This window comes from Clostridium sp. KNHs216, from assembly GCF_006714885.1.
Taxonomy (GTDB): Bacteria; Bacillota; Clostridia; order Oscillospirales; family Acutalibacteraceae; genus Caproiciproducens.
This window is the reverse complement of record NZ_VFMF01000001.1, coordinates 3,290,229-3,311,341: the sequence shown is the minus strand read 5'-3', so window position 1 is coordinate 3,311,341 and position 21,113 is coordinate 3,290,229. Positions and strand designations below refer to the sequence as shown.

Here is a 21,113-nt window from a genome sequence, read left to right as displayed (position 1 = left end):
TTTATGCGGAGTACACTTTCTTAAAGAGCTCCACGAATTGCTCGACCGTTGGAATAATCGGGTTTGTCTTGGTGCAGCCATCCGCCAGGGCAACAGGAGCCATCTCGCTGACTTTTGCCATATAAGCCGCTTCGTCCGGTACAACCTCTTTGACGCAGGCCGGAATTCCTACTTTGCGGTTCAAGTTCCGGATGATTTCGCAAAGGTCGCCGCCCCCCAGATCCCTTGCCATATTGTCATATACCGCCTTGGCCGTCGGGTCGGCGCTGTTGAATTCAATAATGTAAGGCAGAAGAATCGCATCCGCAAGGCCGTGGGCGACGTGGAAATAGCCGCCCAGCGTATGCGCCATGGAATGCACGATTCCCAGTGAAACATTCGTAAAGGCGAGGCCGGCCGTCATGGAAGCATTCAGCATTTTTTCGCGTGCGTCCATGTCATTTCCGTTCTGATATGCTTTGGGCAGATTATTCACAATGCCAATCACCGCCGCATGGGCGAGAATGTCGGAAAGGTAGTTCGCCCGTTTGGAAGCAAGGGCTTCCACAGCGTGGGTAAGGGCGTCCATTCCGGTTTCGGCAGTAATGTGCGGGGGCATAGTGGCCGTGACCTCCGGGTCGCAGACAGCAATATCCGGCATCATTTCCATATTGCCAAGCCCGTGCTTCATTCCGGTTTCATCATCGGAAATGACGACGGAACGGGAAACCTCACTGGCGGTACCGCTGGTGGAGGGAATGCACATAAAGCGTGCCTTCTCCCTCAGCTTCGGAAAAGGCTTCGCGGTCAGCACTTCGTCCAGAGTGTTGAGCTCGGGATGCTCATAGTACACCCACATTGTCTTTGCGGCGTCCATGACCGAACCGCCCCCCAGCGCGACGATCATATCCGGCTCAAACGCTTTCATCATTTCCGCCCCTCTTTTTACCGTCGCAAAACAGGGGTCCGGCTCCACTCCGCTGAAAACCTTCGTTTGGGCGCCTGCCTGTGAAAAATAGCTCTCCACCTTTTGCAGGATGCCGCTGCGTTCCATGCTTTTTCCGCCGATCACGATCAGGGCTTTTTTTGCCGGGACGGATTTTATGTACTCAAGGCAGCCTTTCCCGAACACAAGCTCGCTGCCTGCCAATTTCATGGGTCTCATCATAATTACATTTCTTCCTTTCACTATGACCATCTATTCCGGTCAATCCATTATTTCCGCAGTCCGCCAAGCACCTCACGCACAAGCTCATAGGAGATGGGGTTTGTGATGACGCCGTCTTTTTTCAGGCTGCTTCCGATGATGGCGCCGTCTGCGATATTGAGCTGCTCGTTGATATTGTGCGCGTTAACGCCGCTGCCGGCGATCACTGGAATACGGGAAAGCTTTTTCACTTTCTCGATCATTTCAATCGGGGTTTCCACTCCGATCGCGGAGCCGGTAATGATCAGGCCGTCGGCGCCGCAGCCGATTGCCGCTTTGGCGGAAGCCTCAATAGTCACCTGGGGCAGAACCATATTGGTATGCTTGACCTGAATATCGGCCAGAACCATGATATTTTCGGCGTCCAGATTTCTTCTGGTCTGCATGCAGAGCCTTGCGCAGGGCTGGATAATCCCTCCGTAAAACTCAACGGTGTCCACAAAAACAGGTACGCGGATAAAATCGCATCCATTGATTTTCGCAATGGAAAGGGCAGCCACGCAGTCGTTAAACGCCGCGTCCACGCCGACCGGGATTTTCACCGCCTGCTTTACAAGCGCCGTGGCCGCGGAGAGCGCCGCCACCTGAGGAGTATCCAGCAGAGCGGCAAACGGGTCGTCTCCCATATTTTCAACAATAATGGCGTCTACCCCGGCTTTTTCAAGCGTAAGGGCATCCTGAACGGCCTGACTCAATATTTTATCGCAGTCCCCGCCGAAACCTGCCGTCCCCGGCAGCGCCAAACAGTGCACCATACCGATTACAAATTTCTGATTGCACGCAATCACTTTCCTGATATCCATATCGATACCTTCCTTTCAACAAGATCCTATATTTTCCTGACTTTCATCCTGTGTATGACAGCGGTAGATTCCTTCCAATACGACACGGCAGAGCAGGTCTTCGGCGTCCGTCCGGTCCTGTCCCTTGAGCGTGTCCTTCAGATTCTCCAGCACGGTCGCCATGGTCACCACACAGGTTTTTACCCCCATCAGACGGCCGAGCGTCAGCATGCACGCGGATTCCATATCCACGCCCGTAACATGCAGCTTCTTCAGCTCTTCAAAGGTCCTGAGCATATCGATTCCGCATTCTTTGGAGAATCTGGAATCGTGCATCTTGCTGTAAAACCCGTCCATGGTACAGTTGATTCCATTGAGATAGCGCCTGCCGAAATCGGTCACTGTCCGGTTCATAATGTTGACCAGACCAATGTCGGCCACGGCGGGGTAGCTTTCTTCCACATAAGTTTTGCTTGTGCTTTCCCGGCGCATTGCCGCAATGGGGATAATAAAATGGCCCAGCATATCGTCCTGCAGGGACATGACCGTGCCCATACGCACCGCCACCTTCATCCCCGCCTCGTACATTTCCTCCATGGCTATGGCCGCCGACGGCGCACCGATCCCAGTGGACGTAACGGTTATTTTCACACCCTTGTACAGGCCCGTGTAAGTATTGAACTCACGCAGAAACGCGACGTGCTGCGGGTTGTCCAGATATTTTTTCAGCACCTCGACACGCCACGGATCGCCGGAGAAAATCACATAAGGGGCTACCGTGGAGGCGTCCGCTCCCAGATATAATGTTGGCATGACTACCCTCTCCTTAACAAATACATTTTTTGAAATTCTCAAACCGCTTCATCAATGCGTCCTGTGAAGGCGCGTTGGTGCAGCAGCCTTCCTTTTCGATGATAAAGGAGGAGAGCGTACTGCCCATTCTGCAGCAGTCCGCCATCGGCATGCCCTTCAGGTACGCATACAGGAAACCCGCCATATATCCGTCGCCGGAACCGGTCGTGTCGACCACACGGATGCAGTCGCAGATGGGGATACAGGCGGTATCCACCGAACCGTCCTCCGTGCGCCGGTAATACTTGCTGCCTTCCTTGCCGTAAGTCGTTACGATGATCTCCGCGCTGCTGAGGCGAAACAGCTCTGTGATATCGTTCAGCTGGAAAAGCTTTTCGATGGTTTCGCGCTCCGCCTCGTTGGTAAAGATGATTTTGCTGTTCAGCAGAAGCTCTCTGAGAAACGGCTCCGGAAACGCGTCGAAATCGGACTTCATGCCAAACACAACCGGTACGTCGTGCTTCCTGCACTTCTGAAAAAATTCCTGATTGTCCGGACGGGACGCAACGGTAATAACGCCCATACCGGCTTCTTCAAAGATCGCGTCGTCCAGAGACCTTGAATACCGGCCGTCCATGGCGCCCGGGTAAAAGATCGTGATGTGCTGTCCCATATTGTCCTGGATCAGATAGCACACCGACGTCGTTTCGCCCTCCACCATGGAAATCCCCTCCGTCGGGACGCCGCCGCCCTGAAGAAAGGCTTCAAATCCAATTTTCCGGTAGTCCTCGCCCACACGCAGAACCGGCATCGCTTTCATTCCAAGCCGGCACAGCGCGTATGCGATGTTGACGGAACAGCCCCCATAATAAATTTCCGAATTGGTTTTATTTTCAATTAAAGAAGTAAAACCGACGGCTGCGGGTGTTTTTATTTTCAGCATGTGGTCCATACTGACATATCCGCTCGTAATCAAGTCGTACTTTTTCATTACCATTCTCCGTTATCCAGTTTTTCAAAAAAAGTATTCATATCCGTAACCGTCCCCAGATATTTTTGGATATCCGTAAGATGCACTTCATTGACCGTCTCCGAATTCGTCGCCACGCATTCACGGATCACGATCGGATGATAATTCAGGTAAAAGGCGTCGGTCACGGTGGCACGGATACAGCAGTTGGTCTTGGTCCCCACGATCACGGTGTTTTTTATATGGTTCTCACGAAGCACAAGGTCGAGATCCGTACCGAAAAATCCGCTGTAGCGGCGTTTGCGGATCACATAATCCTTTTCCTCATCCACTTTGAGCATCGGGTCGATTTCAATTCCGCTGGTACCCTCCAGACAGTTCGGGCGCATGGAAGCGGCTTTTTCATCCGGCTTCCCCACCCGGTTGCAGTGCTGCAGAAAGATAATCAGCTTGCCCTTTTCGCGGCATTTTTCCAGAACCTGCGCAATCTTCGGAAGGATTACGCGGTTCTGCGGATAATACACAAGTCCGTCGGGGTCCGTGAAATCCTTTACCATATCCACGATAATCAGAGCGGTTTCATTCATTCTTAAAACCTCTTATCTTATTGTTCTTGCGTTTGACGATGGAAACCGCCGTCAGCACGCAGACCATAATGACATACGGAACCACGTCGAACAGTCCCGCAGCCGGACCGGCATAAATGCTGAGGTTCACGGACAGCGCACGCGCCAGACCAAACAGGATGGCGTAAAGCGACGACATAGTCGGGGACCCCTGTCCGCAGTAGATAGCGGCGATTGCAATGAATCCGCGGCCCGCAGTCATGTCATTGGTAAACAGCCCCAGCCGTTCCGTGGAAAGATTCGCGCCCGCAAGGCCACAGCACAATGCCCCGATCAGAACCGCGGCATATTTGTAGAAGTCGGTTTTCAGGCCGATGCTTTTTGCGGCATCCTCGTTTTCACCCACCACACGGACATAAATACCGAACCGCGTCTTATACATCAGAAGCCACATAACAAAAATACCGATAAAGCTGATATAGGTGATCAGCGGGTGGCCGCTGAGAATCCTGCCGAGCAGGGGAATGTTCTCAATCACGGGAATATGGATCTGGAAATCCGCCACATTGAGAAAGCTCAGCGTAATATTGGAAGTATCCATCGTCACCAGAACAAACCGGGCGATCGCGGAGGTCAGCAGGTTGATTGCCAGACCGACGATAATAACATTGCCCTTGAAGGTAACGCCCATCAGGGAAAAAATCAGCCCGAAAATCAACGCCGATACCATGGAAAGAAGGATGCCCAGCACGACGTTATGCGTAAGAAACGCGCAGAGAGTCGAAGTAAACGCTCCGATCAGCATCATTCCCTCCAGCGCAATGTTCAGCACATTGGCCTTGTAGGCAAATATGCCGCCCAGGACACACAGGACAATCGGGGCACTGTGATAAACGGTATCGTATAAAATGTTGCCTAAAATATCCATCCTTATGCCTCCTTGGCGGCGGCCGTCTCAGCCTTGCCGGTTTTCTTGCCAAACAATTTTTTCCGGATGTCGGTATGCTCGTCCACAAACTTGACCGCAAGGAAAAGGATGATCAGGCCCTGAATAACCGAAACGATTTCCTTTGGAACAGTGGAATACAGATTGATATGATCCGCACCGGTTTTCAGCGCGGCGTAGAAAACGGCCGCAATCAGGATTCCCACCGGGGAATGACCGCCCAGCAGCGCGATCAGCATCCCGTCCCAGCCAAGGCCGGGATTTCCCGAAAAGCTCAGGGTGTACTTGAACTGCTCGCTCATCATATAGCCCGAACCGGCCAGCCCGGAAAGCGCGCCGCTGATGATCATCAGGATCATGATTTTCCGGTGGACCTTCATTCCGGCCGCCTCCGCGAACTCCGGATTTTTCCCGATCGCCGTCACTTCATACCCCAGTCTGGATTTGTTCATAACAAAATACATGACCAGAAACGCAGCGACCGCAATAAAGAAAAACAGGGTGATTCTCGAGTTTCCGATGCGCGAAAACATAGCATTGTCGTGAATGGTCGGCGTACAGACGTAGCCGGAGCTGTAATCGCGGAACACACCCGTGGAAAGGAACTCCAGTACCTTGATCATCGCGTAGTTCAGCATCAGGGTGACCACCATTTCATTCACATGGAAGTATGCCTTCAGAACCGCCGGAACCAGAGCGAACAAAATACCGCAGAGAACACCGACCGCCAGACAAATCAGCTTTGCCGCAGCCGGGTTCAGGGAAGCAGGCAGATAGGCACCCGCCACACCGGAAAAAAACGCGCCGAGCAGCATCTGCCCTTCCACGCCCATGTTGAAGATATTGGCCTTAAACGTAATGGCAATCGCCAAACCGGTCAAAATCAGCGGCGAAGCGTAGTGCAGCGTATTCAGAAGGCCCTTCGTCGTAAACAGCGATTTCCCCAGCAGAATCCCATATGTATCAACCGGATTTTCACCAATGAGCAGAATGATGATTCCGCCGATTACAAACGCCAACAAAACAGGCAGTATGGAGTTGAGGAGGCGTTTTCCAAAATTAATCATTTTCATTATCAATGCCCCCCTTGTTAATTTTTAATCCCGGCCATCAGCAGGCCGATCGCCGAACTGCTGATTTCCCTGGGTGAAATTTCTCCGATAATACCGCCCTTATACATCACGATAATCCGGTCAGACAGGCTCATCACCTCGGAAAGCTCGCTGGAAATCAGCAGCACCGCGTTGCCTGCATTGCGGAAGTTCAAAATTTGGTTGTGGATAAACTCAATGGACCCGATATCGACCCCGCGTGTCGGCTGACAGGCTATCAGCAGCCTCGGCGAGCTTGAAAACTCCCTTGCGACAATGATCTTCTGCGCGTTACCGCCGGACAGCTGACCCACATTGCCGTTGATATCGCCCACACGAATGTCAAAATCCTTAATGAAGCGGTCGCGTTTTGCGGACACGCTTCTTTTGTTGTAAAAGCCCAGACGGCATACATCCGCAGCGCCGTGATAACCGGCGATACAGTTTTCCGCAATGCTCATCGTACTGCAGAGCCCCTGCGCATAACGGTCCTCGGGGATAATCCCAACGCCGTTGTGCCGCAGCTCGTCCGGCCATTTATTGGTAATGTCCTTATCATATATGGAAACCCTGCCGCAGGTTGTTTTCATCATTCCGGTCAGAACCTTTACCAGCTCCGACTGACCGTTCCCCTCAACCCCGGCTACGCCGAGAATTTCTCCCTTATGAACGGAAAAGGAAATATTGTGCAGCACCTCTTTGCCGTAATCATTGATCGTACAGACATCCTCCACGCAGTAGGCCACCTCGTTTGCCGCTTTGGTCTCCGCCGTGTTCTGTACGGTCAGTACGACATCTCTGCCGACCATCATCTGGGCCAGCTCCTCTTCCGAAGTATCCTTGGTAAGCAGGTTTCCTACAACCTTGCCTTGCTTGATGACCGTCACGCTGTCGCTCAGCTCCATGACCTCGCGCAGCTTGTGGGTAATAACAATAATGGTTTTCCCCTGTGCGCGCAGTTCCTTCAGGTTGACAAAAAGCTCGTCCACTTCCTGCGGGGTAAGCACCGCGGTCGGCTCGTCAAGGATCAGGATATCCACGTTGCGGTACAGCATTTTGAGGATTTCGACCCGCTGCCGCCCGCCGACTGAGATATCCTCGATTTTATCGGTAGGATTCAATTCAAATTTATATTTTTCTATCAGCTTCCGGACCTCTTCGATTTCCGTTTTGTTATCGACAAACGGTGATTTGGCCGATTTTTTCAATTCCGTGCCGAGAAGGATATTTTCATAAACAGTGAGACTGGGCACCAGCTTAAAATGCTGGTGCACCATTCCCAATCCGAGCGCGATGGCATCCACAGGGCTGCCGATCGCGACCTCTTTGCCGTGAAGTAAAATCTTACCTTCTGTGGGACGCAGCAATCCATACAGCATATTCATCAAAGTGGATTTACCCGCACCGTTTTCGCCCACGATACACTTAATTTCCTGCTTTTCCACCGAAATGCTGATCTTATCATTTGCAGTGAAATCGCCAAACTTTTTGGTTAGATCAATCGTTTGAATCATGCTCATTTCAGTTTACGCCCCCAGCGTTTTATTATTTAATGGTTACGTTCGGGTAGGCAGAAGCGTCAAATTTATCGCCGGCCTGTGCATTTACGACCTTAATGTCCGAACCGACTTTTTCTTTGATTTCGTTCAGCTTGGTCTGGATTTCCTTCCACTTTGCCTGTGCCTCGGAGGTTGTGGCAATGTGTTTGCTGATTTCAGCCAGATCCGTAATGCCGGTAGCGCCGGAAGCCAGAGAATAGGACTGCAGATTTCCCATGCCGGCGAGCTTGCTGGTTGCCAGGGCGTCGCAGATGGTCATGACCGGGACATCGGTGTTTTTCAGCACGCTGGTAAGGACATAGCCCGGCTGCTGGGCGTCTTTGTTGGCGTCAACCTGGATCGCCAGCCTTCCGACTTCCTTCGCTTTGGAGGTAATGCCTTCGCCTACGCCGCCCGCGACGCCGTAAACAATGTTGGCACCCTTGTCGTAATAAGTACCGGCTACCGTGCTTCCCAGTGCGGAATCGGTAAAGCCTGCGTCGTATTTTGCATAGTAGTCATACTTTACGCCCAGTTCCTTCGCCATGTAGTTCACACCGGCGATGTAGCCGTAGGAAAATACGGTGATGCCGTTTGAATTGGTTCCGCCGATGAATCCGAGTGCGCGGCCGCCCTGAGCCGGGTCCTTGAATTTGTAGCCATCCGCAAAGAGGACTTTGGCGTTTTCATTTACCAGGACACTCAGTGCACCGGCAAGGAAAGAGCCTTCATGTACGTCGAACAGCACGGAAATAACGTTTTTATACTTAACGGAACCGTCCTCGTTTACATTCGGGTTGTCATTGAATACGACAAAGGTCGTATCGGGATACATTTCGGCAAGAGGCTTGGAACCGCCGACGCCTTTAATCAAAGCGTCGAAGTCATATTCCAGACTGAAGATCACGTTGTATCCGTCTTCCGCAAGAGCTTCCAGAGCGGAGGAAACGCCGTTGGTCGGTTCAACGACCTTGTATTCCATACCGTACTTTTCCGCGGCCTGCTTGGCACCGCTGACGGCGGCCTGATTGTACCCATTGTCATTCTGTCCCGCGGAATCACACACAATGGCAATTTTCTTGTCGCTCTTTACGGTGGAAGAGGCCGACGCAGCCTGACTGCCCTGATCCGTACTGTCCTTGCTGCCGCATCCAGCCAAGGCGGATGCGCCGATCATCGTGGCCATTACGAGGCAAAGGATTTTTTTCAATGTCTTTTTCATTGTCATTCTCCCCTTAATAATGAAGTTTCAATTTAATGAGCGCCGGAATAAAAACTCACTTGACCTGATTAATGTAGAACTTAAATCTGTCGCTGCGGTAGCAGCACTTGAAATTTTCTATGGGAACTTCCTTGCCGTTGACGACGCCATAGGTAACGCAGCCGAAAAGCAGGATCGGGATTCCGGGGTTCACATTCAGATAATCGGCGATTTCATCCGTTGCCAATATCGCCTCTACAGATCGCTTGGCCTTCGTTATTTTCGTGTGATACTGCTCTTCCAGAACCTTGTACAGGGAATCGCTTGAGAAGTCGAATTTCTCAATTCCGGGAAATAATTTATAAGGAAGATATGTCTCCGTGTGGTTGATCGGCTCATTATCCGCGTAATAAATCCTTTCCAGCCGGAACACTTTGTCGTTTTCCCCGATTTCCAGCGTATGGCACCTTTTCCGGTCCGCCTGAATCACGGAAGCCGATATCACCTTTCTTCCGGGCGTCATTCCCAAATTGATAACATCCTGTGTACAGCTGGTAATGGAAATAAGGTCCTGACTGTAATCGTCAGATTTTACGTATGTCCCCTTGCCCTGCACCTTATACAGATACCCTTCATTTACCAGTTCTTCGATGGCCTTGCGCACGGTAATCCGGCTGACATCATACATCTCGATCAGTTCCCGTTCGCTCGGAATCATTTCATTTGCCTTGAATTCTTCCTGATTGATTTTTTCAATGAGACTGCGTTTCAGAATAAAATACTTTGGCAGCATTGACTGTTCCGTAGAACCCCCTCCCAATCCTAATCATATCGTCATGTCGTCATGACCAGTTGAACTATGTTCTAATTATACCTGAGGAGTTTATAAAGTCAATATTTATAAAATGCTGAATTTTTTAACTTTGTTTTGTATAATTTAACATTTCTTTCGGCAAAACTCATCAAAATTTTCAGGATAAATCCAGCCAGGAATATTCTGAAGCTATGTTTCCCCGCATAGGCTTCTGTTTTGAGAGTGACTGTTTATATAACATTTCAGACGCAAAGAACGCCGCTTGACAGCGGCGTTCTTTGCTGAATTCTAATATTGGAAGTCGTTCGTCATGAGCAAGTACGTATAAACAATTGAGAAGATTAAGCCTGATGTCCCTTTTCTCCGTAGTAGACCTCCAGGATCAGCGCTTTCAGCTCTTCCGTGGTAGGCTTTACGGGAGTAAAGGGCGTACAGACGTCGGACATGGCCTTTTCCACAAGCATGTCGATTTTGCCGAGCACATCCTGCTCGTCGGGCACAACATCCTTCATGCATGGAGGCACGTCGATGCGTTTGCGCAGTGCCAGGACCCCGTCCAGCAGGGAAGTTTCCCCCACGAAGGAGGCCAGCTCGTCATAACGGGCCTGCGTGCGGCTGTCGCGGGAGTTAAACCGCAGACCGTACGGAAGCACAATGGCGTTCGCCAGGCCGTGCGGCACGCCGTACTCCGCCCCGAAGGTGTGGGCAATGCTGTGTACGATGCCCAGCGCGCAGTTGGAAAACGCAATACCGGCCATGCAGGAAGCCTCCAGCATCTTTGCTCTGGCTTCCGCATTTTTTCCGTCCTCATAGCAGATGGGCAGATTCTTATATCCGTAAATAAACGCGGCCATTGCCATCCCGTCCGAAAACGGATTGGCGATCGGGGTGACATAGGATTCGATGGCATGGGTCAGCGCGTCCATCCCGGAAGCGGCCGTCAGGCTTTTCGGCATCGTCATGGAAAACGCCGGATCGAGGATGGCGACATCCGGCACCATGCGGCCTTTCAGGCAGCGAATCGAGTATTTTTTCTTCTTTACGGTATCTTTGATCAGAGCCGCGCGGGTCGCCTCGCTGCCGGTTCCCGCCGAGGTGGGGATACAGGCCACGCGCGCCTTTACCTTGAGGCTTTTGATCTCGTTGGGGGGCATCACGTCATCCAGCTCCCGGTACTCCGGATTTTCGTAGAAAACCCACATGGCTTTCGCGGCGTCCATGGCGGAGCCGCCGCCAAACCCGATCACCCAGTCGGGTTCGAATTCCATCATATCCGCGGTTCCGCGTTTGACGGTTTCAAAGCTGGGCTCAGGCTCCACATCGGTATAGGCCTTCCATGTAAAGCCGGCCTCTTCCAGAACGTCCGTGACAATTTTGAGCTGACCCAGTTCCTGAAGGATGGTGCCGCTCATGACAATGTAGGCACGCTTGCGGACGGCAGACAGTTCCTTCAGGGACTGCACCGCGTTTTCCCCGCAGTAAATATGTTCACAGCCGAGCTTGATTGAATACATTGTTGCTTTCCCACTCCTTTTAGTCGTATACGATACAGTTCTTGATGACGCTGCCGGAAGCGTGTTCGCGGATCGCCTTTTCCAGATCCGGCAGCCTGTACTCGTTCTGAATATAATCCTCGCTTAAAATCACACCCATTTTCAGCAGCTCCAGCGCCGTCATGACATGACGCGGAGTGGTGTGGAACACGCCTTTGACGGTAATCTGCGAGTAGTGCAGCAGGGTGGCGTCCACCGTCAGCTCGCTGCCGGATTTTGTGCCGCCGAACAGAAGCACGAATCCCCCTTTGCGCACCATCTGCACGCTGGTTTTCCACACGTCGATCAGGCCCGTGGCCTCGATGACGATGTCCGCGCCGCGCTTCTCATCCGTCAGTTCACGGATGACCTCCACCGGATTTTCCACACCGGTCAGGTTGCAGGTTTTCCAGACCCCCATTTTTTCCGCCAGCTTCAGACGGTTCTCCATCATATCCGTTACAATGACCTTGGCGCCCTTCAGCACCGCCAGACGCGCAAACATCAGGCCGATGGGTCCCGCGCCGTTTACGACGACGGTGTCTCCCAGATGGACGGGGCAGTTCTCAATGCCGTAAACCGCGCAGGAAAACGGCTCCATCAGGGAAGCGGTCTTGTGGGAAACGGAATTGTCCAACACAAACATGTTCTGGCGCACGATGGGCTCGGGTACCTTTACGTATTCCGCGTAGCTGCCGCGGTTAAACGTCATATTGGAGCACATGGAGTAAAGGCCTTTCTTGCAGTAATAGCACTCATTGCAGGGGGCCGTGTTGTGGACCGCTACGCGGTCGCCCTCGTGAAAGCCCTTAACATCTTTTCCCACTGCGGCAATCACGCCGGAAAATTCATGTCCGTAAGGATGCGGCGGCTTTAAAAGAGGATATCCTCTTTTAAAGTTTTTCACATCGGTGCCGCAGGTTGTTGAAATCTTATTTTGAATCAGTACCTCGCCCGGTCCGATTTCCGGGACCGGCACTTCCATGATGCGGATATCCTCCACACCGTACAGCATGGCAGCCAGCATTTTTCCATTCTCCCGTCCTTCAGATTAATAGCCCATTCCGTCCTTTTTCTCATCCGTTTTTTTCGGCTGGCCGTAGCTCTTGAAGCTTTCCATCACCGTATCCATCTCCGCGTCGCTCAGCACAACGGGGGTTCCCATGCAGGAAGCTCTCCACTGCATTTCGGCTACGAATTCCAGATTGACGGCCAGGCCGAAGGCTTTGGCAAGGTTTGGGCCGCTGGTGACAAGGCCGTGGTTCGCCAGCAGAACGGCTTTGCTTTTACCGATCGCCCTGGCGACGTTTTCCGCCAGCTCCGGTGTTCCGAAGGTTGCGTATTCCGCACAGGGAACCGTTGCCGCACCCGCGCCGCCGATGACGTAGTGCACCGCTTTCAGCGGGGTGTTGAGGCAGGCCAGCGTAGTGCAGAAGGTGGAATGGGTATGTACCACCGCGCGGGCGTCCGGTTTGTTCAGATACATCACGGTGTGAAGGCCGTGCTCACTGGAGGGCTTGCGGCTGCCGTCGATAATATTGCCCTTCAGGTCCATGACGACCACGTCTTCCGGCTCGGTGTCAAAATATCCGAGACCGGAAGGGCTGATCGCCATATAGCCGGTTTCCGGGTCATAAATGCTGATATTGCCGCTGGTACCCTTGCTCAGACCGGAAGAGCTCATTTTACGGCCGTATTCTGCGATTTCTTTTCTTTCTTTTTCCATCAACATAAGTCATTTCTCCTTTTCATACGCGGGGAACAGCCCCGCCAATCGGTTCAGCGTTTGATATTTCTGAGGTTCACCACCATATCGCCCTTTCCGGTTTCCCAGAAGGCTTTGATGGTGCGCGCGAGCAGCAGAGGCGATTTGGGAAGGGCGTCCACCACGTTGCCCGCGTTGTGCGGCGTCATGGTCAGATTGTCCAGCGCCAGAAGCGCGTCGTCCTTCGGGATGGGCTCTTCCCAGTACACGTCCAGCGCGGCGCCGCCGATGGTCCTATTCTGCAGCGCTTTCACGAGGGCGTCCTTATCCAGCACACCGGCGCGGGAGGTGTTGATGAGATAAGCGGTGGGCTTCATCAGGCCGATCAGCTTCCCGTCCACGCTGTTTTTTGTTTCAGGGGTCAGGCGCAGGTGCAGCGTGACGATATCCGCTGTTCTGAACAGCTCCTCCTGCTCCACCAGCCGGACCGGCAGCCCCGTTTCATCCAGGGACCCCTGCGTTACGTACGGGTCGTAGGCGATGACCTTCATGCCCACTCCTGCGGCCTTTTGGGCGACCAGCTTGCCGATATGTCCAAGGCCGACCACACCCAGCGTCATTTCGCACATGGAGGTGGTATAGCCGTTATTTACGTATTCCTTACGCCATTCTCCCTGTTTGAGCGCGGCGTGTGCCCGGGCGATATTGCGTGTTTCCGCGAACATCAGGCCGATTGCAAAGTCCGAGGTTGCTTCCGCATTGCGGATGCAGTGGATAACGGGAATGTTGTATTTGGTCGCCGCCGCGACATCCACATGCTCCATGCCGCCGCGGCAGGTCCCGATGAGTCTGAGCTTCTTTCCCTGTGCGATGAGCTCCTCCGGAACCGGGCAGAAATGCGTGAGCAGGATGTCCGCGTCCGCGATTTCACGGTAGACCTCTTCGGGGACCTTCTCCGCCGTCGGGCCGTTCTTTTCTATGTTCTGTGCTTTCTTTTGAAATTCCTGGCGCGTTTCGGCCGGCCACACAATCGGAACGACCGTGTTCTGACCGGGTTCACCCAGGGACTCCGCCGCCTCTGTCAGCAGCTCACAGGGGACGACGATATCACCGATTACTACAATTTTCATAGAAATTCCTTTCTTCTTAAACAAGCATCCATTCTGCCGTTTCAAAGCGGCAAAATGAATGCTTATCCGTCAGTCTCTCATAACTAGTTTCCGGGTCAGGCGTTTACAGCCGGCTGGGGAGCGACATACGCTTCGCCCAGAGCATTCTTTTCCAGATATTCCTGTACAGCGCCCTTATTCTTCTTATACAGGACAAACAGTACCAGATACACGGCGACGGTCGCGGCGATAATGATCGGGTTCATGGTCAGGAAGGCCATGGTGATGATACCGGCCGTGCAATTGGACATGATGAAGCCGATGATGAGGGTGCCCCCGGCCAGAGCGGTAGTGGCCGCCTCAAATCCGGCGCCGGCCGCGACCTGGGTAAAGACGGTCGCCCAGTAGGAAGCCATCATTATCTTGGCCGCGAACACGATGCAGCCCATCAGCCAGGACTTCACAATATTGCCGTTGCTCAGGCATACGGGAATTTCCACCATATATGGCAAAGAGGGAAGAACCATAACCGGAATTACCACGTTGCCCGGGAGGAGGAATGCAAGCAGAACGGCGAAGGGGATGACCAGCAGTCCGGTGGTCAGGGTGGCCGGCTCGCCGTAGCCGAGCGCGTCGTTGACGGCGATAATGAACTCACGGTCTTTCCCGTACTTGCTGTTCTTCAGCGTTTTGCGGGAATAATCGGTCAGAGTGGTAAATCCGGAGGCAAACAGCCCGGCAACCTTCGGGAAGATCGCCATAACGGCGGAGCAGGTCACGGATACGTTGACAACCTGTCCCCAGGCCGCCATATTGTTCAGCGCGGTAATATTGCCGACTACACCCAGAATAATACCGACAATCAGTCCTATGTACATCGGTTCGCCCATGAAGCCGATCTTTTTGCGGATCGTAACGGGGTCCGCCTTGATTTTATCCATGCCCAGCTTGCTGAACAGAATGTTCAGAACAAGATACATCGGGGCGTCGCCGTTATGGTGCGGTGCGGTCATTGCACAGGAAGGATAGTGATAATAAGTGGACCATCTCTTCTGCAGGACCTCCGCAATCAGCAGGGTGACCAGGTTGACAAAGAGCATCAGCGCGAACGCCATCGCCAGGTTTTGCGTCAGCTGGTACAGCATGGAGCCCCAGACGATGATGGAATAGTTGTTCCACAGGTCGGACGGCATAAAGATGTCGGTCCACTTGATCAGCCAGAGGATGATCTGGAAAACCAGACCGACGCCGATGAACATCATGCCGATGTTCGTGGAATAGGCAACGGAGGCGACCGCCTGCCAGCCGATGTCCAGTGCGGGCAGATTCAGCCCGCTCGCTTTTACGATCTGCTGTACCAGCGGGGACAGGACGGCTCCGAATTCGGTGGTGATGAAAGCCATGCCCTTGAGTCCCACGCCGATCAGCACGGCGGAAGAAAACGCTTTTTTGGTGGGGGCCTTAAACAGTTTGCAGATCACAAAAATAATGAGGGGCACTGTGATATAGTTGCCAAAGGTGTCAAATACACTTTTCAATACTGCAAAAAACATAATTCCTTACCTTCCTCTTTTACGGTAATTTCTGTCTGAAAAAGGGGATCTTCCACGTATGCCGCTTTAACCCAGATCCAGCTTGCTCAGTACAGCAAGGAGCTCCTCTACAAACTCGTCTTCATTGATTCCAACCAGAAACCCCGTCGCATTCAGTACCGGGATTCCGTAGATATCGTCTACCGGGCTTGTGTAGGCGATTAAATCATAGCCTCCGTTCGCCACTGCAAGTTCCACGCCGCCCGGCGCGACCTCCGTAGATTCCATTTTGTAGCCGTGCTCCGCCAGCACGTCCTCCAGTTTGGACGACAGCATGGCAGAACTGACCGTACCGGAACCGCATACCGATAAAACCTTCACTGCGCGCATCAAGATTCTCCTCCCTTAGTTTTTATTATGATTCGTCTTCCAGAGAGCTCAGGCAGTCCATAATCTCCGCCTTGCTCCCGGAATTTTTCAGCTTCTCCAACAGCTCACTGTTTTGAATGATCTTCATGATTTTTTTCAGCATCCCTATCTGCTGCTTGGAATCCTTGACCACCAGCGGCAGAATCACTTCGCAGTCCAGCGAGGTTTCCCGGTCCCCCATCATATGAAAAGCAACCGGCTTTTTCGGGATAATGACCCCGACCGCCGGTTTGTTCACCAGCTTGTTGTTCGTATGAGGGATCGCCAGGTTGATCTTTTTTCCCGGAAGCCCGGTGGGAAGGGTCTTTTCCCGTTCAATCACTGCGTCTCCGTATCCGGGGCTGACATATCCGGCTTCTTCAAACCGGGTAGCCATCAGCCGGATACATTCTTCGTCGCTGTTTACATCCGCATCCAAAACGATCAGCCGTTCATCCAGTAATGCTCCTATTCCAGACGCCTCCTTTTTCATTTCTCTTTCAACTAGTTGATGTGAATATCTCGCTGTTTACAACATACCATATTCCATCCGTTCAAAAAAGACCAAGTTTTTTCACAGATTGTACAGTTAATTTTGCAATTAGCTGAACTGTTTTGTGCAAACCGGCACACTTAGTAACAAATAATCAGCAGCAGCGCAAATGCAGAAACCGCCGCCGACACAACGCGGATGATCTTCCGCGTCTTCTCGATCCCGAATTTCTGGTAGCGTTCATACCGGGTAAAAACCAGCGGGCATACAAAAGCGGCAATCCCCATGCCGAATAAAGGCAGGTAAGTCCACCGGGTCGCGGGCTGAAACGAGAACAGCAGAAGATTTGCGATGACGAAAACCAGCAGCACCATATAAAACGGCGTGCGGAAACGGGTATCGTAATTCACAAACCGCCCGGTCTTATGAAAGCATTCCTCGCTGCAGCAGGGCAGCTCGTGCTCCGCCTCCGGATTGATGATATATTTTCTGCAAAGCGTCGGCTTTCCACAGTACAGGCAGGGTTCCTCCCCCACCTTTCCGGCGGCGCGTTCTTTTTGCTTTTGCTTTCTCGCCTCCTGCGCTTTTGCCGCTTCCCGGCTTTCCGCGCGCTTTTTGGCTTCCGATTTCATCCGGCACCCCTTCCTATTCCGCGGAATATTCCGCCAGCAGTTGTTTCACTTCCTCAATGGTATCGCTGTCGAGCACCCGCTCTTTCAGTCCGGCAAGCTTACCCAGATCGCACCGGCGGATCAGATATTTGATTCTGCCCACCTGTTTGGGCACGACGCTGAACTCATCCAGCCCCATTGCCAGCAGCAGGGGCGTCAGCCGTGCGTCCGAGGCGACCTCCCCGCACATGCCGACGGGAATCCCCGCGCTGTGCGCGCTGCGGATCACCGTATCAACGGAGCGCAGCACCGAAAGGTTGCAGGGGTCGTACAGGTGCTGGACGCGCTCGTTCATCCGGTCGGTCGCCGTGGTGTACTGGATCAGGTCGTTTGTCCCGATCGAGAAAAACGCGGCTTCCCTTGCCAGCTTGTCGCTGATAAGGACCGAGGCCGGTGTTTCAATCATGATGCCGACGGGAATCGTTTCCGTAAAAACAGTCCCTTCGGCACGGAGCTGATCCTTTGCTTTTTTCACCATCCCTTTTGCCTGACGCAGTTCTTCCAGTGTCACGATCATCGGGAACATGATCTTGACATTTCCATACGCCGAGGCACGCAGAATAGCGCGCAGCTGCGTCAGAAAAACCTCTTCGCGGTCCAGACAGATCCGGATCGCGCGGTAGCCCAGAAACGGATTGCTTTCCTTCGGGATGTCCATGTAATCCAGCTGCTTGTCACCGCCGATATCCAGCGTGCGGATAATCACTTCTTTTCCCTTCGCGTTCTCCGCAATGCTTCTGTAGGTCTGGAACTGCAGCTCTTCATCCGGGTAATCGTGCTGATTCATAAAAAGGAATTCGGTGCGGAACAGGCCCACGCCGTCGCACTGCTCCGCGCGGAAATTTTTCAGGCTTTCGGCGTCGCCGGAATTCATACACACCGCCACCGAATGGCCGTCCGCCGTGACGGCTGGCTCCTCCGCCATAGCGGCGTAGAGCTTTTTCTGCCCGTCAAGGCAGGCTTTATCCTTCCCGAAAGAGCAAACAAAAGCCTCGTCGGGTTCCAGAATCCCGTAGCCGCAGTCGCCGTCCACAAAAATGGTCTGGCCGGAACGGGCCTCCCGCATAATGCCGGCCGCTCCCACCACAGCCGGGATACCCAGCGTTTTGGCCAGAATCACCACGTGGGAGGTGATTCCGCCCTTCTCGGTGATAAAACCCCGCAGAAAACGCTTGTCGACCCGGATGGTGTCCTCCGGGGAAAGGTCCTCCGCCACCAGAATAAAAGGCTCCCGCATATTCTGCATTTCCTGCCCGCCGTCGGCAACGCCGTTTAGGCGGCGGATGATCTCATCGCAGACGTTGCGGATATCGTTCGCGCGCTCCTGCATATACGCGTCGGGCATGGCGGCAAATTTTTTGCTGATTTTCTCCTTTTCCCGCTCAATCGCACAGTCAATTCCCATATGCTCCTCCCGGACGGCCTGAATCGGATTTTTAAACAGAAAATCGTCCTCAACGATCGTGCGGTAAGCCTTAAAAATACCGGCTGTTTTTTCCCCGTCTTCAGCCAGGGTGGTGCGGTACAGTCTTTCCAGCTCCTCGGCGTACTCACGCTGAACCTCTCTGAAGCGCTCTATTTCCCGTTCACAGTCCTCCACCGCCTTTTTCTCCAGTGTCAGCTTCTTCCTGTGCAGAACCACGGTCTGCGACAGGTCGCGTCCTCCCGCTCCCGCAAGGCCGGTAAATTTTTTCATTTCCGCAATGCTCCTTGTCATTTTGATAGATTTGTTTAATGCCGTTGATATGATTGGGGTCGCTGAAATAGCGGTAAATGCCTTCCAGTACCGCCCAATGGGAATAAGAATCCTTCGTCGCAAGCCCGACCAGAATCCCGGCGGTTCTTCCGTCGGGGCATTCCAGCCCTTTTGGGGCAAGCGCGATACAGACGTCTATTTTCGGATTTGCATCTCCCTGTAGAGGAAAGTGGACCAGTACCACGTCCCCCTGAATACGGTAGGTCTGCAGCTTTTTGTTCTGCATCAGGTTGTACATTCTCTGTGCAAGACGCTGACCGGCCGCCCCCTGCCGCAGCACTTTGCTGCAGCCGTGGAGCGTCTGTTCCAGATCCGCCGTTTCCGGGAGCAGCAAGAACCGGTTCTGCTCAATTTTTTCATAAAAAATATCGCTCTTGGCGCGCGGCCGTTTACCGCGCTCTTTTTCCTCAAAATAACGGAAAAGGTCAAGGTACAGCTTGTCATCCTGCACCTTTCCGTCCACGCTGCCCCTGACCCGGTTGATAATTTCACAGATCATATCGTCGTAACGGGCGACGGAACGGTCCCCGCGAAGGATTTCCATGATCCGGCGCTGCGTGTTTTCCGTGATGATGGGGCCGGTTTCCACGATTTTACTGTAGGAAAAATTTTTGCCCAGCGGCACCAGAGAAACCACCAGCGCGTAGTCCCCAAGCATCCATTCGCGCAGCTTGCTCTGACTGATGACGCGGTAATCCAGCGAAAGGCCGAACACGTCCTGCAGCTGTTCCCGCAGCAGGACCGCCACGGCCATGTTTTCGGCACCCACGATCAGCACGCCCTTGCTGTCCGCATTTTCCTTGACCAGATATTTTTCGCTGAGGTTGCTGACAAAATAGACGCACAGATACGCCAGCTCATCCTCCGAAATCCCCCCCTCCGGAAGATCCATCTTGGCCTCCTGCACGGCTTTTCGGGTAAAGTCAAACACAAACGGGTACATGGCCTTGATATCCTTAACCAGCGGGTTTTTATCGGGGATTCCGTATTTGATGCGGTAGTACATGGGGCGGATGTGATGGCTGAGCTGCCTCTGCAGCCGCTCGCGGTTCGGGAAGGAAAGGCAGGCGATGCGCTCAAAGCTTAACACCAGCTCCTCCGCAAATTCCGCAATAAAGGTATCCTCCTGCTCCTGGGACAGAAAGTCCGTCGTCTGGATACCGAGAAACAAAGTGGTTATGTAATAGGTTTCCTGCATGGCGACTTCCACTCCGTGAACGCGCAGCTTCTGAAGGCTGAACTCCACGGAACGGAAGGAAAGGCTCTTCATCAGAGCAAGCTGTTCGTCGCTGCTCAGCTGGATGATATTCCCCTTGCGGCTGCGTATCCAGGAAACCTGAATCATCATTCTGATTAATTCGATATTTGCCAGAATATAATCGCCGTGAATATCCGTCTCGTACTGTTTGATCAGGCAGCGGCACAGCTCGCCGAAGTCGATTTCATTGTGGTAGAGGCACACAAGGTTTTTCTGCAGGAACTGATGGATATACGTCTGGCAGCCGGGACTGGACAGCATTTGGAACTGTTCCCCCAGCATTTTCCGGATGGTCATTTCCTCTCCCGAAATCAGATAACCGGATTTAATGGTACTGTTCAGGGTCAGGCCCCAGCCTTCCAGCACGGCGCGCACTTCCCTGATATCGCTGAGAACGGTGTTTTTGCTGACCCCAAACAGCTCCATCAGGCAGTTGATGGTAATGTTGGTGCTGGAAAGCGAAATATGTACCACTTCCATTGCGCGCCGCTCTTCCACCGAAAAGAAATAGGTCGTGCTTTCCCGCAGCCGTTGGTCCAGAGGCGACGCGTCCGGCACTTCCGCAAGGATGGTCTGTCCGGAAATGACCACCTTTCCCAATCCGTAGCACTTTAACCAATCATTGATTTTTTCCAGATCGTAATACATGGTGCGTTTGCCAACGCCCAGCTTTTCCAGAAATTCTTCGGGTGCAACACCTTTTTCCGTCGTCAGCAGGACGCGTAAAATATAAATCTGCCTGCTCTTAAGTTCCATTTGTGCC

The 21,113-nt window shown here is 52.9% G+C and carries 20 protein-coding genes; all 20 read right to left on the bottom strand.

Going from position 1 to position 21,113, the window contains the following annotated elements; genetic code table 11:
* Position 1: 1 nt before the first annotated feature.
* A complete protein-coding gene (locus LY85_RS15850) occupies positions 2-1,147 on the bottom strand; it encodes an iron-containing alcohol dehydrogenase (protein ID WP_141827425.1) in 1,146 nt (381 codons plus the stop codon).
* Positions 1,148-1,194: 47 nt separating this feature from the next.
* On the bottom strand, positions 1,195-1,989 hold the full coding sequence (locus LY85_RS15845) for a BtpA/SgcQ family protein (protein ID WP_141827424.1): 795 nt from the start codon (positions 1,987-1,989) through the stop codon (positions 1,195-1,197).
* A gap of 15 nt (positions 1,990-2,004) precedes the next feature.
* On the bottom strand, positions 2,005-2,781 hold the full coding sequence (locus LY85_RS15840) for a nucleoside phosphorylase (RefSeq protein WP_141827423.1): 777 nt from the start codon (positions 2,779-2,781) through the stop codon (positions 2,005-2,007).
* A gap of 13 nt (positions 2,782-2,794) precedes the next feature.
* The gene (locus tag LY85_RS15835) at positions 2,795-3,751 is read right to left on the bottom strand and encodes a PfkB family carbohydrate kinase (protein ID WP_141827422.1); all 957 of its coding nucleotides are present in this window, start codon (positions 3,749-3,751) and stop codon (positions 2,795-2,797) included.
* The gene (locus LY85_RS15830) at positions 3,751-4,317 is read right to left on the bottom strand and encodes an isochorismatase family cysteine hydrolase (RefSeq protein WP_038322999.1); all 567 of its coding nucleotides are present in this window, start codon (positions 4,315-4,317) and stop codon (positions 3,751-3,753) included. The genes LY85_RS15835 and LY85_RS15830 overlap by 1 nt, the downstream gene beginning before the upstream one ends.
* Entirely contained in the window at positions 4,310-5,224 is a 915-nt protein-coding gene (locus LY85_RS15825) for an ABC transporter permease (protein ID WP_141827421.1), read from the bottom strand. Before LY85_RS15825 ends, LY85_RS15830 begins: the two co-directional genes overlap by 8 nt.
* Positions 5,225-5,226: 2 nt before the next feature.
* A complete protein-coding gene (locus LY85_RS15820) occupies positions 5,227-6,315 on the bottom strand; it encodes an ABC transporter permease (RefSeq protein WP_141827420.1) in 1,089 nt (362 codons plus the stop codon).
* A gap of 17 nt (positions 6,316-6,332) precedes the next feature.
* The gene (locus LY85_RS15815) at positions 6,333-7,853 is read right to left on the bottom strand and encodes an ABC transporter ATP-binding protein (RefSeq protein WP_141827419.1); all 1,521 of its coding nucleotides are present in this window, start codon (positions 7,851-7,853) and stop codon (positions 6,333-6,335) included.
* A 25-nt stretch (positions 7,854-7,878) separates the two neighbouring features.
* The gene (locus tag LY85_RS15810) at positions 7,879-9,093 is read right to left on the bottom strand and encodes a BMP family ABC transporter substrate-binding protein (protein ID WP_141827418.1); all 1,215 of its coding nucleotides are present in this window, start codon (positions 9,091-9,093) and stop codon (positions 7,879-7,881) included.
* Between the two features lie 55 nt (positions 9,094-9,148).
* Positions 9,149-9,865 (bottom strand): GntR family transcriptional regulator, encoded by a 717-nt coding sequence (locus tag LY85_RS15805; RefSeq protein ID WP_141827417.1) that lies wholly within the window; start codon positions 9,863-9,865, stop codon positions 9,149-9,151.
* Between the two features lie 362 nt (positions 9,866-10,227).
* The gene (locus tag LY85_RS15800) at positions 10,228-11,400 is read right to left on the bottom strand and encodes an iron-containing alcohol dehydrogenase (protein ID WP_141827416.1); all 1,173 of its coding nucleotides are present in this window, start codon (positions 11,398-11,400) and stop codon (positions 10,228-10,230) included.
* Positions 11,401-11,419: 19 nt separating this feature from the next.
* Positions 11,420-12,445: an alcohol dehydrogenase catalytic domain-containing protein gene (locus tag LY85_RS15795; protein WP_141827415.1), complete on the bottom strand. Its 1,026-nt coding sequence runs from the start codon at positions 12,443-12,445 to the stop codon at positions 11,420-11,422.
* Between the two features lie 24 nt (positions 12,446-12,469).
* Complete coding sequence (locus tag LY85_RS15790) at positions 12,470-13,150, bottom strand: L-fuculose-phosphate aldolase (RefSeq protein WP_141827414.1); 681 nt, start codon at positions 13,148-13,150, stop codon at positions 12,470-12,472.
* A gap of 47 nt (positions 13,151-13,197) precedes the next feature.
* Entirely contained in the window at positions 13,198-14,253 is a 1,056-nt protein-coding gene (locus tag LY85_RS15785) for a 2-hydroxyacid dehydrogenase (RefSeq protein ID WP_141827413.1), read from the bottom strand.
* Positions 14,254-14,348: 95 nt separating this feature from the next.
* Positions 14,349-15,785, bottom strand: a complete 1,437-nt coding sequence (locus tag LY85_RS15780) for a PTS transporter subunit IIC (RefSeq protein ID WP_185741249.1) — start codon at positions 15,783-15,785, stop codon at positions 14,349-14,351.
* A gap of 66 nt (positions 15,786-15,851) precedes the next feature.
* Complete coding sequence (locus tag LY85_RS15775) at positions 15,852-16,154, bottom strand: PTS sugar transporter subunit IIB (protein WP_038322984.1); 303 nt, start codon at positions 16,152-16,154, stop codon at positions 15,852-15,854.
* Positions 16,155-16,179: 25 nt separating this feature from the next.
* A complete protein-coding gene (locus LY85_RS15770; RefSeq protein WP_141827411.1) occupies positions 16,180-16,665 on the bottom strand; it encodes a PTS sugar transporter subunit IIA in 486 nt (161 codons plus the stop codon).
* 140 nt (positions 16,666-16,805) lie between these two features.
* Positions 16,806-17,297, bottom strand: a complete 492-nt coding sequence (locus LY85_RS15765) for an APC family permease (protein ID WP_141827410.1) — start codon at positions 17,295-17,297, stop codon at positions 16,806-16,808.
* Positions 17,298-17,310: 13 nt separating this feature from the next.
* Positions 17,311-19,032, bottom strand: a complete 1,722-nt coding sequence (ptsP, locus tag LY85_RS15760) for a phosphoenolpyruvate--protein phosphotransferase (RefSeq protein ID WP_185741248.1) — start codon at positions 19,030-19,032, stop codon at positions 17,311-17,313.
* Positions 18,923-21,106 carry a BglG family transcription antiterminator gene (locus tag LY85_RS15755; protein WP_185741247.1) on the bottom strand — a complete coding sequence of 728 codons (2,184 nt, stop codon included), beginning with the start codon at positions 21,104-21,106 and terminating at the stop codon, positions 18,923-18,925. The genes ptsP and LY85_RS15755 overlap by 110 nt, the downstream gene beginning before the upstream one ends.
* Positions 21,107-21,113: the final 7 nt, after the last annotated feature.